Source organism: Novosphingobium album (ex Hu et al. 2023), from assembly GCF_022832385.1.
Lineage (GTDB): Bacteria > Pseudomonadota > Alphaproteobacteria > Sphingomonadales > Sphingomonadaceae > Novosphingobium > Novosphingobium album.
On sequence record NZ_JALHLE010000004.1, the window covers coordinates 95,235 to 110,548 of the forward strand.

General features: G+C 63.6%; 13 protein-coding genes. 6 read left to right on the forward strand and 7 right to left on the reverse strand.

Features of this window, described 5'->3' with window-relative positions:
- Positions 1 to 81: 81 nt before the first annotated feature.
- Positions 82 to 951, reverse strand: a complete 870-nt coding sequence (locus tag MTR64_RS03665) for an N-acetylmuramoyl-L-alanine amidase family protein (protein WP_243990912.1) — start codon at positions 949 to 951, stop codon at positions 82 to 84.
- A gap of 609 nt (positions 952 to 1,560) precedes the next feature.
- Here MTR64_RS03665 and MTR64_RS03670 point away from each other — a divergent pair.
- The gene (locus MTR64_RS03670) at positions 1,561 to 4,425 is read left to right on the forward strand and encodes an Rne/Rng family ribonuclease (RefSeq protein ID WP_243990914.1); all 2,865 of its coding nucleotides are present in this window, start codon (positions 1,561 to 1,563) and stop codon (positions 4,423 to 4,425) included.
- A 176-nt stretch (positions 4,426 to 4,601) separates the two neighbouring features.
- Positions 4,602 to 5,648, forward strand: coding sequence for a zinc ribbon domain-containing protein (locus tag MTR64_RS03675; protein WP_243990916.1), 1,047 nt, complete (start codon positions 4,602 to 4,604; stop codon positions 5,646 to 5,648).
- 112 nt (positions 5,649 to 5,760) lie between these two features.
- Here the strand turns inward: MTR64_RS03675 and MTR64_RS03680 are convergent, their stop codons facing one another.
- The 6 genes from MTR64_RS03680 to MTR64_RS03705 are packed head-to-tail and all read right to left on the reverse strand — an operon-like array spanning position 5,761 to position 10,872.
- Positions 5,761 to 6,399: a class I SAM-dependent methyltransferase gene (locus MTR64_RS03680; protein WP_327194243.1), complete on the reverse strand. Its 639-nt coding sequence runs from the start codon at positions 6,397 to 6,399 to the stop codon at positions 5,761 to 5,763.
- Between the two features lie 8 nt (positions 6,400 to 6,407).
- A complete protein-coding gene (locus tag MTR64_RS03685) occupies positions 6,408 to 8,564 on the reverse strand; it encodes a molybdopterin-containing oxidoreductase family protein (RefSeq protein WP_243990918.1) in 2,157 nt (718 codons plus the stop codon).
- Between the two features lie 52 nt (positions 8,565 to 8,616).
- Complete coding sequence (locus MTR64_RS03690) at positions 8,617 to 9,267, reverse strand: glutathione S-transferase family protein (RefSeq protein WP_243990920.1); 651 nt, start codon at positions 9,265 to 9,267, stop codon at positions 8,617 to 8,619.
- Positions 9,264 to 9,719: a cupin domain-containing protein gene (locus MTR64_RS03695; protein WP_243990922.1), complete on the reverse strand. Its 456-nt coding sequence runs from the start codon at positions 9,717 to 9,719 to the stop codon at positions 9,264 to 9,266. The genes MTR64_RS03690 and MTR64_RS03695 overlap by 4 nt, the downstream gene beginning before the upstream one ends.
- A 2-nt stretch (positions 9,720 to 9,721) precedes the next feature.
- Positions 9,722 to 10,474, reverse strand: a complete 753-nt coding sequence (locus tag MTR64_RS03700) for an SDR family NAD(P)-dependent oxidoreductase (protein WP_243990923.1) — start codon at positions 10,472 to 10,474, stop codon at positions 9,722 to 9,724.
- The gene (locus tag MTR64_RS03705) at positions 10,471 to 10,872 is read right to left on the reverse strand and encodes a cupin domain-containing protein (RefSeq protein ID WP_243990925.1); all 402 of its coding nucleotides are present in this window, start codon (positions 10,870 to 10,872) and stop codon (positions 10,471 to 10,473) included. The genes MTR64_RS03700 and MTR64_RS03705 overlap by 4 nt, the downstream gene beginning before the upstream one ends.
- Positions 10,873 to 11,002: 130 nt before the next feature.
- On the opposite strand from MTR64_RS03705, the gene MTR64_RS03710 reads away from it, so the two are divergent.
- The 4 genes from MTR64_RS03710 (at position 11,003) to zapE (ending at position 15,182) form a co-directional block, all read left to right on the forward strand.
- Positions 11,003 to 12,493 (forward strand): DHA2 family efflux MFS transporter permease subunit, encoded by a 1,491-nt coding sequence (locus MTR64_RS03710; RefSeq protein WP_243990926.1) that lies wholly within the window; start codon positions 11,003 to 11,005, stop codon positions 12,491 to 12,493.
- Positions 12,494 to 12,812: 319 nt separating this feature from the next.
- Complete coding sequence (locus tag MTR64_RS03715; protein ID WP_243990927.1) at positions 12,813 to 13,595, forward strand: succinate dehydrogenase iron-sulfur subunit; 783 nt, start codon at positions 12,813 to 12,815, stop codon at positions 13,593 to 13,595.
- A 16-nt stretch (positions 13,596 to 13,611) separates the two neighbouring features.
- On the forward strand, positions 13,612 to 14,070 hold the full coding sequence (locus MTR64_RS03720) for a PaaI family thioesterase (protein ID WP_243990928.1): 459 nt from the start codon (positions 13,612 to 13,614) through the stop codon (positions 14,068 to 14,070).
- The gene (gene zapE / locus MTR64_RS03725; protein WP_243990935.1) at positions 14,067 to 15,182 is read left to right on the forward strand and encodes a cell division protein ZapE; all 1,116 of its coding nucleotides are present in this window, start codon (positions 14,067 to 14,069) and stop codon (positions 15,180 to 15,182) included. Before MTR64_RS03720 ends, zapE begins: the two co-directional genes overlap by 4 nt.
- Positions 15,183 to 15,314: the final 132 nt, after the last annotated feature.

Consider the following 15,314-nt stretch of genomic DNA (forward strand, 5'->3'; position numbering starts at 1 on the left):
CCGGTCCTCTAGCACGCCCGTTTCGCGCAAGGCCAGACGGGAAGCACGAAAATGCGGTGAGCGCTTTCAACAAATCCGGATCTACACACCGGCCTGACGGGCGAAATAGACGCGCACTGCCCGCGCCGCAGCCTCGGCGACAGCCTTTTGTCCTTTCGCGGATTTCAGGAAGGCATAGTCGTCCGCGTTGTTGATGTAGCCCGTCTCGAACAGGATCGAGGGAATGTCGGGTGCCTTGAGCACAGCCAGCGCCGCTGTTTCGACCCGCCCGTGATGCAGCCCGATATCTGCCTCGCGCAATTCCCGCAGTATCAATTCTGCCAATTCCGCCGATCCGGCCTGCGCTCCGCGCTGAGACAGGTCGAGCAGAATGGCGCCAACACTGGAGCTGGTCTGTGACAACGACACCCCGTTGATCCGGTCCGCCCCGTTCTCACGTGCGGCGAAGCGTTCGGCCGCCTGGCTGGACCCCTTCTGCGACAGGACATACACGCTCGCGCCGCGGGCCGAATCGCTCTCCGCGCTGTCGGCATGGATTGAGATGAACAAGTCGGCGTGAAGCCTGCGCGCGATGTCCGGCCGGTCCTGCAGCGACACGAAGCGGTCGGTATCGCGCGTCAGGGCCACGCGAATGCCGCCGTTGGCCAGCAACTGCTTGCGGATCGCCAGCGCAATCTTCAGCGCCACGTCCTTTTCACGCACGGCATCCGTACCGGCGCCGGGATCGAAACCGCCGTGCCCCGGATCGATCACCACGAGCGGACGGCTGGAATCCGGTGGCCCGTCGACCCGCGGCAAATCGACCGGTGTATCGGCGCCCGGCAAGTCGAAGCGCACCACATAGTGGCCGCCGCTCCCGGCGAGACCCACGGCCCTGTCGATCACGAACAGCGCGAACAGCACCGACAGAGGCGCCGAAAGGATCACCAGTGCTTGTACTATGCGCGACATTGGCGGCCTTGCTAGGAACAGATTGCGCACACGGCAATCCTGCCCCGGTGTGTTCCCACGGTTTTGGGAAAGGACCTGGTAACCATCCTGGCGGTAAAACCACCTTGGCCAAGTAACTTGCCGCGAGCGGCCTTGGATGCTAGGCCAAGCAAATCCCGGGGCCAATGATGCCCTTCGGCCCTCGCAATCCGGCGCAAGCATCACCAGATGACAACGGATACAGGGCCTGCCAGGCACAAAACCCGGGGCCTTCGATACTGGAAAATCCGTTTCCGGGTCCGAACAGGTTGATGCGAGTCATGAGAAGTCAATTGCCGCTTTGTCTGCCGATGCCCGAAAGGGCATGGGCGGTATGGCCGCAATTCTCCGCGCGTTCGATTTCGCCGCGCTACCTTCCTCTCGCAGACACGCACGCTGCCCGCCGGGCAGCCGATACGTTAGCTACATCCGGGGCGCTGGATTGCCCCGAATTCACCTTTACCTTCGCCCGCAGCACGAAGCCGCCCGCCGCACCCGGCGGCATATGCGTTCGTGCGTCGGGCCCTTTCGAACAGAACCGCGCCTCCCAGGCTGATCCGGCCGGGACCGGGCGCGTATGGAGATCACATAATGGCAACGCGCATGCTCATCGATGCGCGCCACCCGGAAGAAACGCGGGTGGCGGTACTCAAGGGAAACCGCATTGAAGAGTTCGATTTTGAATCGACCGAACGCAAACAGATAAAAGGCAACATCTACCTAGCGAAGGTGACTCGCGTCGAACCTTCGCTTCAGGCGGCCTTTGTCGATTTCGGCGGGAACCGTCACGGTTTCCTGGCTTTCAGCGAAATCCACCCCGACTACTACCAGATCCCCAAGGAAGACCGCGAAGCACTGCTGGCCGAGGAAGCCGAACTGCGCGCCAGCGAGGACGCCGAAGAGGATGACGAAGATGATGCCGACGGCGAAGGCGAAGACTTCGAAGGCGGCGACTACGACAGTGGCGGCCTGACCGAAGTCGACACGTCCGAAAAGGACGAAGTCGCCACCATCGAGGACGGCAACGTCGAAAACGGCTTTTCCGATAACGGCGACGGCGAGGAAGAAACCGCCGATGCCGAGGAAAGCGACAACCGCGGCCGCCGCGGACGTGGCCGCCGTCAGGGCAAGGGCCGCTCCAAGGAAGCCGAGGAAATGCGCGCGAAGCGCATGGCGCTGCGCCGCCGCTACAAGATCCAGGACGTCATCCATCGCCGCCAGGTGCTGCTGGTGCAGGTCGTCAAGGAAGAGCGCGGCAACAAGGGCGCGGCGCTGACAACCTACCTCAGCCTCGCCGGCCGCTACTGCGTGCTCATGCCCAATTCGAGCCACGGCGGCGGCATCAGCCGCAAGATCAGCTCGGCCAGCGACCGCAAGCGCCTCAAGTCGATCATCTCCGAACTCAGCCTGCCCCGTTCCATGGGCTGCATCGTTCGCACCGCCGGTCTCCAGCGCACCAAGACCGAGATCAAGCGTGACTTCGACTACCTCGCGCGCCTGTGGGACGAGCTGCGCGAAAACACGCTGAAGTCAGCCGCGCCAGCGCTGATCCATTCGGATAGCGACCTGATCAAGCGCGCCATCCGCGACATCTACAACCGCGACATCGAGGAAGTGGTTGTCGAAGGTGAGGAAGGCTACCGCGCCGCCAAGGACTTCATGAAGCTGCTCATGCCCAGCCATGCGCGGAAGGTGAAGCCCTACTCCGATCCCGTGCCGCTGTTCCAGCGCTATGGCGCGGAGGACCAGCTGACAGCGATGTACGATCCGGTCGTGCAGCTGCGCAGCGGCGGTTACATCGTCATCAACCCGACCGAGGCGCTTGTCTCGATCGACATCAACTCGGGCCGCTCGACCAAGGAGCACGGCATCGAGGCGACGGCGGTGTCCACCAACATCGAAGCCGCGCATGAAATCGCCCGCCAGCTGCGCCTGCGCGACATGGCCGGCCTCGTCGTCATCGACTTCATCGACATGGAGTACGGCTCCAACGTCCGCAAGGTCGAGAAGGCGATGAAGGACGCGCTCAAGAACGACCGCGCGCGCATCCAGGTCGGCCGCATTTCCAGCTTCGGCCTGATGGAAATGAGCCGCCAGCGCCTGCGCACCGGCGTGCTGGAAGCAACGACGCGCTCGTGCCCGCATTGCGACGGTTCGGGCCTTGTCCGCACCGCCAGCTCCGCCGGCCTTTCGGCGCTGCGCCTGATCGAGGACGAAGCCGCCAAGGGCAAGGGCGTGATCATCACGCTGTTCGCTTCGACCGAAGCGGCCGTGTACCTGCTCAACGCCAAGCGCGCCGACCTTGCCGACATCGAGGCGCACTATGGCGTTTCGGTGGAAGTCATCCCCGAGGGCGAGAACGAAGGCGCCAAGATGCGCGTCATGTCGTCGGGTCCGCGCAACGAGTTCGTGCCCCGCTTCGAGCCCATCGCCGAGGATGTCGAAGACGACTTCATCGAGGATGAGGACGAGGACGAAATCGAGCGCGAGGAAGCGCAGGAACGCACCGCCGACGACGGTGACGGAGCAGGCCGCCGCAAGCGCCGCAAGCGCCGCCGGGGCCGCGGACGCAACCGCTCGGACGAACAGGGAGCCGATGAGGCGGCCGTGAGCGACGAAGACGGCGCCGAAGAGGCCGAAGGTGAGGCTGACGCAGAAACGGAAGGCGAAGCCGTCGCCGCTGAAAGCGAAGACGGCGAAGCACCGCGCAAGCGCCGCCGCCGGGGAGGCCGCCGCCGCCGTGGCCGTCGCAATGGCGAAAATGGTGAGAACGGCGAAACCGGTGCCGAGGACGGCGAGGAAGCTGGTGAAGCGGTAGCTGAAACGGATGCTCCCGCAGCCGAAGAGGCTCTGGCGCCGGAACCTGCAGCCGAAGCCGTGGCGGAAGAGGCCCCGGCCAAGCCCAAGCGTACGCGCCGCAAGAAGGCTGCACCGGCAGCCGAAGAGGCCGCGGAAGCCGCGACGGCGGAACCTGCTGCCGTCGAGGCTCCGGCGGAAGCCCCTGCGGAGGAAGCGCCTGCCAAGCCAAAGCGCACCCGCCGCAAGAAGGCGGACACCGAAGCCACTGATGCACCCGCTGCCGAAGCTCCGGCCGACGCCGTTGCCGAGGAGGCACCTGCCAAGCCCAAGCGTACCCGCCGCAAGAAGGCAGACACCGAAGCCGCCGAAGCACCCGCCGCCGAAGCTCCGGCCGAAGCCGTTGCCGAGGAGGTGCCTGCCAAGCCCAAGCGCACTCGCCGCAAGAAGGCGGACGTGACCGAGGCGCCCGCGGAGCCCGCCGCCGAGGTTGCCCAGCCGGCACCCGAAGCTCCGGCTGCGGAAACCGCCGAGGCTCCCGAAGCGGCAAACGACGCCAACGGCAACGGCGAAGCCAGCGCCGAGAGCGCACCGGAAAACGACGGCGAAGGTGACGAAACGCCCCGCCGCGGCTGGTGGCAGCGCACCTTCGGCAACTGACGCCGAGGCTTTGCGCCTGAAGACAGAAAGGGCCTCCCGGCGCTGCCGGGGGGCCCTTTTCCTATGGATCACAGCACACTGGCGTTACCCGGAGTGACTGCCGGACCAGGATCTGTGTTTCCTTCCGGGATTTTTCGGGCATGATGCGCCCCGTCTGGATGGAAAGGGAGAGGACAATGATCAAGGGCGCCAGGGTTCCCGAAAGGGCCTACGCGATTGTCCTTTGGGTGGTTTCGATTGTCTTTGCGGGCTTTCTGATCGGCTTCGGCAATCTGATCATCGGCGATCTCCCGCAGGTCGAGAACGTCATCATCCCCGAACAGTTCGTGGACAGCGCCCGCAATCGCCAGCTTCAGGATGATCTGAAGAAGGCCGAAGATCGCCGTACCGAAATTGACGACAAGCTCGCCATTGCACGCCTGCAACTCCAGCAGGCCCAAAGCGCATCGCGAACCGCCAGGGAAACCTTCCAGGCGTGGATCCAGACGCGCACGGCAACCACCGATTCCCAGCAGGATCCCGAAGTGCTGGCCCGCACGCGCCAGCTCGAAACGCTGAAAAGCGGCGAACGTTCGGTCCAGACCCAGATCGATGCGCTGGAGAGCGAGCGCCTTTCGATCGGGCAGCGCACGAGCACGCTGGAACAACAGCAATCCGATCTGCAGATGGATGCATATCCTGCCTACGAGCGCGCACTGTTCTGGCAGGAGCTCCGGATCTTCCTGCTGCGCCTTGCAATCACGCTGCCCATGCTGCTGCTGGCCGCCTGGCTGGTCGTGAAGCGCCGCAAGGGCGCCTACTGGCCCCTGTCACGCGGCTTCGTGCTGGCCTCGGTCTTCGTCTTCTTCGTCGAACTGGTACCTTATCTGCCCAGCTACGGCGGCTATATCCGCTACGGCGCAGGCATCATCATCACCGTGGCCGCCGGGCACTTTCTCATCAAGAACATGCGCCACTATCTCGAGCGGCGGCGCGAAGTGGAAGCGCAGGCGGAAGACGAGCGGCGCAAGCTCGTTTCGCATGACGAGGCCTTCAAGAAGATGGCGGCCAAGGTCTGCCCGGGCTGCGACCGCCCGATCGCCAACATGGACGGCAGCGAGACCAATTTCTGCGTCCATTGCGGAATGACGCTCTACAACCATTGCCCGCGCTGCGATGCGCGCAAGATGGCGTTCTTCCGCTATTGCATGGCCTGCGGGGCCCCGGCCGAGGAAGTGCAGTAGCTTAGCCGCACCAGTTCCGCCCATCCTGAGCCTGTCGAAGGATTCGATTTCAGCCCGATGCTAGCAAGGGCTTCGACAAGTTCAGCCTAAGCAGAGGCGTTGTGCGGGTACTTCACCCCGCCTTCACCGCCCTGCCCCATTCCATCCACCCGGCAAAGCGCGGCCCCACGGCCATGTAGCGAGCGCCGGAAGGTTCGGTCGCAAAGCCGGCGGCGGCGATGCCGGACGCGACCGGGCGCGAGAGGTGGCAATTACCGAACACCTTGCTCCACAGCGGATCGATGCGCTCCTGAAAGCGCGCAACCCTGGCATCGGGAGCGCGGCCATGCTCGGCGAAATACAGCGTACCGCCCGGCCGCAGCACGCGGCGCAGTTCGGACAGAGTCCGGCCATGATCGTGCACCGAGCAGAGAGTAAAGGTGCAGACCACCGTGTCGAAACTTGCGTCACTGAAAGGAATATCCTCACCCACGCCCTGCCGGATGTCGGCTTGCCAGCCCTTTTCGGCGGCGGCGGCGCGGGCATAATCCAACCCCTTTGCCGAAGGATCCAGCCCGGCGTAGCTCTCGATACGCGCAGGATCGAGAAGCTGCTGGTTGATCCCCCCGCCGCAGCCGAGTTCGAACACGCGGCCCGTCGCCAGCGGCACCACATCGCGCCGGATTTCCATGATCGGCGGCTGGCCGCAACCGCAGCGGATGATTCGCGGCACCACGGTTTCATCCCACCAGCGCGCAAAACCCATGGCCATGCCTCCCCTCAGCGACTCCTGTCTGCCCTCACATTAACCGGAATGGCCGAAAAGCGCGGCATGAAGTTCACCTGTTCCAGCACTTTCGTAAGCGAACAGAGCTGACCGACATTGGCACCGCCATCGGCCTCGGGATCCCCGGTCGAGACCAGCGGCCCGAACATATGCGTCATCGAGATGACGCCCGGCCGCAGGCGGCCTTCAGCTTTCGCTCGCGTCCGCACCGCGCCGGTTTCCGACGCGATCTCCACCGGATCGCCATCGGCCAACCCTTCGCGCGCCATGTCCTGCGGGTTCATGTAGGCGTAATTTACCGGATAGCGCCGCTGCGCCTCATATGAATAGCGGAAGGCGCCATTGAGCGCGTGCAGGATGCGGCGGCTGGTGAGGCGGTAGGCAAAGCCCTTTTCCTCATCCTCGCCCAGAATGCCCGACAGTTCACCTGCTACATCAGGCGGCATCAGTTCGAGCCGTCCGCTAGTGACGGACGCGGGTTGCACGTACTGCGGCGGCATCTCCGGCCGCACGCCTTCGGGATGATTCAGCAATTCATCGAACGGCACCGCGCTGTTTGCTGCGAGAAACCGGCACAGCGCCTCGGGATCAGGTTTTTCCGTGGCCGAAAGCGCCAATCCTTCGGGAATATCGGCGAAGTTCAACCCATAGTTCCAGAACTTGAACGTCAGCGGCACGCCCATGCGTCCCGCCAAGGCCCAGAAGAACTCCCAGTCATGCAGGCATCCCGCGGGCTTTTCGACCACGGGTCGCGTGTATTGCGCGAAAGGCTCGGGATAGAGAGCGTCTCCGGGAATCGATATCTCGTGCCGCTCGAACGGCTGGCTGCTGGCGATCACGTAGTCCGCCAATTTTGCCGTCTCGTTCATCCGGCAATCGAGCGAGACCAGCAGGTCAAGGTGCTCGAACGCGGGCTTCGCCACCGCCGGATCGCCCAGCGCCATCAGCGGATCGCCGCCAAAAACGATCAGCACACGGATACGGTCGGGGTGATCCGCCATGATCTCCTTCGGCATCAGCGCCGAGGGCATTTCGCCGAGCAGTTGCCCGGTATCCTCGCTCACGCATTTCGGTTCACGCTCAAAACTGCGCGAGGGCGAGACGGCCATTTCAAAGGCGGGTTTGGTGCGCAGGGTGCCCGGATTACGCATCCGGTCGCCCTCGCGCCGGTAGCCGCCGCACAGTGCGTTCACCACTTCGATCATGTGGTCATTGGTATTGGAATGGGTGGAGAACGAAGGCCCTGTGCCGCTGCCTGCATAGACGCGGCGCCCCTCGCCCAGCCATTTCGCGGCCAGTTCGATCTGTTCCACCGGTACGTCCGCGCGCGCGGCGGCGAGTTCGGGGGTGAACGGGGCAACGGCGGCACGCAGTTCTTCCACGCCGTTGCACCACTTGTCCGTGAAGGCGCGGTCATAGGTGCCCTCGCGCAGCAGGATATGCGCGATCGCGGCAAAGATCGCGGCGTCGTGGCCCGGCAGCGGCTGGATCAACAGGTCGGCATAGCGCGCTGTCTCGGTGCGGCGCGGATCGACGATGATGACCTTGCAGCCGTTCGCCCTCGCCGCCTCGAAGCCGCGCGCGGGGGCGCCGCTTTCCGCCAAGGCGAAAGGCGCGCCCTGATGCGTCACCAGCGGATTTCCGCCGGCCAGCAGCGCCACGTCGCAATCACGAAGCGCATTCTTACCGCTCGCCATCGTGCCTAGCCGTGCCATTGTCACCCACTTGGCGGACTGGTCGATGGTCATTGTCGAGAAGAAGTTCGGCGTGCCCAGCGCGGCAACGAACGCCCGCTCCATCAGCCCGCCCAGCACCGACCGATAGGCACCGGTGCCGTGATAGACCGCCACGCAGCGCGGGCCATGCTCGGCGACCAGCGCTTTCAGCTTCGAGCCGATCGCATCGAGCGCAGCATCATTGGCCACCGGGGCAAAGCTACCGTCCACTTGCCGCGCCATGCTTTCCAGCAGCCGACCTTCCGCGCCGTTGTGAAACTCGACCGCCGCCATGCCCTTGGGGCACAGGTAAGCGCCATAGGGCGATGCGCTGCCGTCCGGCCGCGCGCGCACCATGCGCCCGCCTTCCATGTCGATTTCCATTGCACACAGCGCGCTGCAGTTGCGGCAGAATGTCTTGACCTTGGTGCTCATGCCAGTGTTCTCCCGCCAGCACGCTAGCAGCCGGTCAGGCTGGCTTCACCCGCTATGCCTTGCCCTCACCGGCAAGACGCAGAGCATCCAGCCCGACGGCAAGTGCCCGCTGCACTGCCGCCCGCCGCGCAATCCGGGCATGCCAGGCGGCGATATGCGGGTGCGCGGCAAGGCCGCCGCCGTTGTCCGGGTACTTTTCGATCCATGGCCAGACGCACATGTCGGCAATGGAATAGTCCCCGCACAGATAGTCCTGCCCTGCCAGCGCTCGCTCCAGCACATCGAACAGGCGCGTGGTTTCCTTGCGGAAGCGGTGAATGGCAAGCGAGGTCTCGGCGGGATCGCGGCCCGGCTTCTGCGCGGCACGGGTGAACCAGTTGACCTGCCCCGACATCGGCCCGAGCCCGGCCATCTGCCAGAACAGCCAGGAATCAATCCGCGTGCGCACCGCTTCTTCGGCCGGATAGAACCGGCCGGACTTTCGTCCGAGATATTGCAGGATCGCCGCGCTTTCGAACACGCGCACATCGCCATCGGCCAGCGCGGGGATCTTGCCGTTCGGATTGACTGCGCGAAACGCGGGCGCATCCTGCCCGCCGTTCAGGATGTCGACGATCTCGACGTCATAGGGCAAGCCCATTTCCTCCAGCGCGATCGTCACCTTGTGGCCGTTGAGCGTGGGGAAATAGAACAGCCGCATCATGCCTTCGGTCCGGTATCGCGAAACCGGATTTCCTGATGCGTGCGCGCTTCCAGCCCGATGTCGGGGAATGTCGAGACGTCCCAGGCATCGCGCCCGCCCACGTCGTAGTAGACGGCCGGAGCATCCGAGCGGTTCTGCAAGTGGTGCGCATTCTCGACCCCCGCCTTGAACCCCACGCAGTCGCCCGCGCGCAGCACTTCCTCGCCGTCGTCGGTGACGAGCACGAGTTCACCCGAAATCACGATGACCAGCTCGTCGTTGGTGCGGTGCCAATGGCGCTGGGTCGACCAGGCGCCGGGCGGCAGTTCCACCATGTTCACGCCGAACTGGCTGAGCTTCCACTGCCGTGTGAGCATCCAGGTCTTGCGCCCCTTCACCTTCTCGTCGTGCGGCGGCGGATAGGAACTGCGGCCAATGATCGCCTTGTCCGGCGCGATGTCGCCTTTATGCATCGTCACACCCCCGCTGCCATGCCGCCGGTCACGCGCAGCGTCTCACCAGTGACGAAGCGAGCCTTGTTCGAGGCAAGATAGAGCAGTGCCTCGACGATATCCTCTTCGAGCCCGTCGCCGGCGATAAGCTGCATCGCCTGCACGCGCGCCTTGGTCGCCTCGGGCAGTTCCTTGCGGATCGTATCGGTGAGCATGAGGCCGGGAGAGATCGCGTTCACGCGGATGCCGTAGACGCCCAGCTCGCGCGCGAAAGTGATTGTCAGGCCCGCCACCGCCAGCTTGCTGTCACCATAGGCGGAACCGCCCATGTGTGCCGCGCTGGAGGAAATGTTGACGATCGAGCCCCCCGTCCGGCCCTTCATATGCGGGTGCACGGCCTGCGTGCAGCATACGACGCCGATCACGTTCACGTCGAACAGGCGGCGCACCTTGGCGAGGCCCATTTTCAGGATCGGCTGACCGTATTCGTCGGAGTGCAGACCTGCATTGTTCACCAGCAGGTCGATCCCGCCGTTCGCTTTCGCCGCCTGCGCCATGACATCGGCCATGCGTCCCTCGTCGGTAACGTCGCCGCCCAGCCCTTCGGCCGAACCGCCCGAAGCACGGATCTCCGCCGCCGCCGCCTCCGCCTCACTGGCATCGATGTCGACGAGCACGACATGGGCCCCCTGACCGGCCAGTGCCATGCCGAACGCCTTGCCAAAACCCCTCCCGCCGCCGGTCACGACCGCGGTGCGTCCCTGCCATTCGCTCACTGCAGGACTTTCCTTTCGCTGTCTTTTCCTTTGGGTATCGTCATGGCCCGGGCCGCTTCCTGAAACACGATGAGAACCGTGCATCCCTGTGGCCCGACGACAATGGGACCATACCCCGTCCCGGCCGTGACCAGACGCACATCGCCTTTGCCGAAAGTTACCTTGCCGACCGTCTGCTCGCCCTCGATCACGTATTCGAAATAGTTAGTGTCGTGCGTATGGGCACCCACGACTTCGCCAGGCGCGAAGCGCGAGAGAATGACCATCGGCGAAGCGCCATTGCCTTCCTCAAGGAGAAAGCGAGCATAGCGGATGCTGGGAGACTCACCCTCCTGCCAATCCATTTCGTCGGCAAAGATGTCACGGTGCCCGCGTGCGGCCATGGCGCTTTCTCCCATGCGTCCTGTTTCGGCCAAAGTCTCACCGCACCTGCCTGCCGACAAGGACTTTGCAGTCAAATCGCATCGCCCCTGCGGTTCCATTATGCCAGCTTGCGCCGACCGGCGATTGGCACGAAGGTCCGCCGCGATGCATGCCTATCCCCCGGAAGGCCGCAGGCGGCTGATCACGCTGTTCACGCTCGCGGCGGCTTTCATGACCCAGCTTGATGCGACCATCGCCAATGTCGCCCTGCCGCACATGCAGGCGAGCACATCGGCGTCGCGTGAGCAGATCACCTGGGTTCTCACCAGCTACATCATCATGGCCGCCATCTTCACACCGCTCTCGGGCTGGCTGGCGAGCCGGTTCGGGCGCAAGCGGCTGTTTATCAGCTCGGTCGTAGGATTCACGGTGGCGTCCATGCTCTGCGGCGTGGTCGCGAACTTCGAGCAACTCGTGCTGTTCCGCATGCTCCAGGGCATGATGGGCGCGGCGCTGCTTCCCATGAGCCAGGCCATCCTGCTCGATATCAACCCGCCCGAGCGCCACGGTTCAGCGATGGCGACATGGGGTCTGGGCGTGATCCTTGGGCCGATCTGCGGGCCGATCCTGGGCGGGTGGCTGATCGAGGTGTTCAACTGGCGCTGGATCTTCTTCATCAACCTGCCCTTCGGCATTCTCGCCACATTAGGCCTGCTCGCCTTCCTGCCCGCCTTCGAGGACGAAAACGCCGTCGATCTTGACCTAACCGGCTTCGCGCTGCTGGCCGTGGCAATCGGCTCGTTCCAGCTGCTGCTCGACCGGGGCCAGATGCTCGACTGGTTCGAATCGCGCGAGATCTGGTTCGAAGCCCTGCTCGCGGGTACCGCGTTCTACCTGTTCATGGTCCACACCCTCACCACTGAACGGCCTTTCGTGAACCTCGCGATCTTCACCGACCGCAATTTCGCGGTGGGATCGGTGTTCGGATTTTTCCTGGGCGGGCTGATGTACTCCGTGATGGCGATGACAGCACCGATGCTGGCCGACCTGATGGGCTACCCTTCGGTTCTGGTGGGGCTCGCGATGGCCCCGCGCGGCGTGGGCACCATGCTGATGATGCCACTCGTCGGCATGCTGGTGAACCGGCACGATCCGCGCATTCTGATCGTCATCGGCATGGCCATCAGCGGGCTGTCCACCGCGATGATGGCCGGCTTCTCGCTGCAGATGGATGCGCGGCTGGTGGAACTGGCCGGGTTTGTGCAGGGCGTGGGCGCCGCGTTCCTGTTCGTGCCAGTCACCACCGTGGTCTTCGCGACGATTCCGCCGCACCTGCGCAATCAGGGCACCGCGATGAATTCCCTGATTCGCGCGCTCGGCGGCTCGGTGTGGATTTCTGCCCTGCAATCACTGACCATCCGCAACGAGGCCACCGTCCATGCGCGGCTGACCGAGGGGATGCGCCCGGACAATCCTGCCCTCATGTGGCGCTGGCCCGAAATCGATTTTTCGTCACCCGCCGAAATGCTGCGCGCCAGCGGCGAGATCGGGCGGCAGGCGATGATGGTGTCATACACGGATTCGTTCTGGCTGCTGTTCGTGTTCGCCTTTGCGCTGACCCCAATGGTGGTCCTGCTGCGCTACCGCCGCCGGTAGCAACAGGCGTATCAACGCCCGGTCTGAAGTGATTCCCTTGTCCCGTGATGATGAAAACCCCCTTTCATGTCATCACACCGCAACGCGACACTTTGATCGACGTTAGGCGCCCCGCCCGTCAAACCATTATCGAAATTCATAATTTATCATTATATTTCAATATATTGAACTTTTTTCACCACAACCGGAACAGCAATGCCCGGCAAAATGCCAAACGGTGTTCCTATCACTCTGCCCTCTTGCCCCGCGCCATTGAATCGTTAGAGGGAACCTGTAATCGCGGTTCATGCCGCAAATGCGAGATAACGGGGATTCTTCCATGGCGACCTTCACTCTCCCGGCCAACAGCAAGATCAAGAAGCAGGGCAAAGTCCACAAGGCTGAAGGCGCAACCAAGGTGAAGAAGTTCACCGTCTACCGCTACGACCCGGACTCCGGTGAGAACCCGCGTTACGACACCTTCGAGATCGATCTCGACAATTGCGGCCCGATGGTCCTCGACGCGCTCATCAAGATGAAGAGCGAGATGGACCCGACGCTGACGTTCCGCCGCTCCTGCCGCGAAGGCATCTGCGGTTCGTGCGCGATGAACATGAACGGCGCCAACGGCCTCGCCTGCACCACCGCAATCGAGGACCTCAAGGGCGATATCCGCATCACCCCGCTGCCGCACATGGACGTGATCAAGGACCTCGTGCCCGACTTCACGCACTTCTACGCGCAGTATGCGTCGATCCGCCCCTGGCTGCAGACCGTCTCGACGACCCCGTCGGGCAAGGAGCGTCTGCAGAGCCCCGAACAGCGCGAGAAGCTCGACGGCCTCTACGAGTGCATCCTGTGCGCCTGCTGCTCGACCTCATGCCCGAGCTACTGGTGGAACTCCGACAAGTTCCTCGGCCCGGCGATCCTGCTTCAGGCCTACCGCTGGCTGGCCGACAGCCGCGACGAGATGACCGGCGAACGCCTCGACGAGCTGGAAGATCCGTTCCGTCTCTACCGCTGCCACACCATCATGAACTGCGCCAACGTATGCCCTAAGGGCCTCTCGCCGGCGCGTGCGATCGCCGAAATCAAAAAGATGCAGGCCGAGCGCCAGGTCTGAGCCAACAGGCTTTCGGGTGACACCGACCAGCGAATTCATCCACATGCCCGACCCGGAATATCCGGGTTGGCATACGTGGCGCATGAACGATGGCGCGCGCTTCAATGCGCACGCCCTCGGCCGGATGATCATCCGCACCGAAGGTGAGCGGAGTGCGCGCCTGCGCCTGCTCGACCTGGAAACCCGCCATTCCAATCTGCACAGCAATGTCCACGGCGGCATCACGCTGGCGCTGATCGACGTTGCCATGTTCGCCGCAATCTACACTGTGCTCGGTGCCGATACCGCCGGTTCGGTGACGCTGGACCTGCACAACCAGTTCATCGGTGCCGGCAAGATCGGCGAACCGCTCGATGCTGTTTGCGACATCATGAAAGAGACGCGCCGGCTGGTGTTTCTGCGCGGCACCGTCGAACAGGGCGAGCATCTGGTGTCGAACTACGTGGGCACCCTACGAAAGCCCAGCACGCGATGACTGCCATGCTCGAACGCTACGAGGCGCTGGTCGCAACTGGCGAGCTCCGCTCCGATCCCGAGCAGGAAGCTGCAGCAGAGCGGCTGAACCGCCTGCAGCGCGACCTTTACAAGGCCACATCCTCAACAGGCCTGCTCGGCAAGCTTCTGGGCAAGAAACCCGTGCCACCGCGCGGAATCTACATGTGGGGCGGTGTCGGTCGCGGCAAGTCCATGCTGATGGACCTGTTCGTCCAGACACTCGACATCCCCGAAAAGCGCAGGGTGCACTTCCATGCCTTCATGCTGGAAGTCCACGGCCTCCTGCGCGAAGAGCGCAAGAAGGAATCAGGCGACCCGATTCCTCCGGTTGCCGCAGCGCTGGCCCGCAACGTCCGCTGCCTTGCGTTCGACGAGATGGTCGTCAACAATTCGGCAGACGCAATGATCATGAGCAGGCTGTTCACCTGCCTGATCGAAAACGAGGGCGTGACCATTGTCACCACCTCCAACCGCGCGCCATCCGAACTCTACAAGGACGGACTGAACCGCGAGCACTTCCTGCCGTTCATCGCCCTGATCGAACACGAGCTTGACGTGATGACGCTCAACGGGCCGACCGACTACCGGCTGCAGCGTCTGGGGGGCATGGCGACATGGCACATGCCCCTTGGTGAACCCGCCACGGAACAGGCGCGTGAAGCATTCTATCGGCTCACCGACTACCCGCCCGAGGACAGTGAACATGTGCCCGCGGCCAATATCGATGTCGGCGGCGGCCGCATGCTGCACGTGCCCAAGAGCCTCAAGGGCGTGGGCGTGTTCAGCTTCAAGCGGCTATGCGGCGAACCGCGCGGCGCATCGGATTACCTCGCCATTGCGCGAGCCTATCACTCGGTGATTCTCGTCGGCATTCCAAAGATGGGCCCTGACCGGCGCAATGAAGCTGCCCGCTTCGTTACACTGATCGATGCCCTCTACGAGAACAAGGTCAAGCTGATCGCGGCGGCCGATGCATCACCGGAAGAGCTTTACGAGGCCGGAACCGGGCGCTTCGAATTCGAACGCACAGTCAGCCGTTTGAACGAAATGCAGAGCGCCGACTATCTCGCCTTGGGGCATGGCGAAGACTGATCTGCTCTCCGAGTCCCGAATCGGGATGGCTTTTCGCACCTGGACATAGAGATCCACAGGCAAGCAACTCGCAAACCAATACTTAAATGCCGAAAGCCCATTCTTAAACACTTGGCCCACAAAACCTTTCAG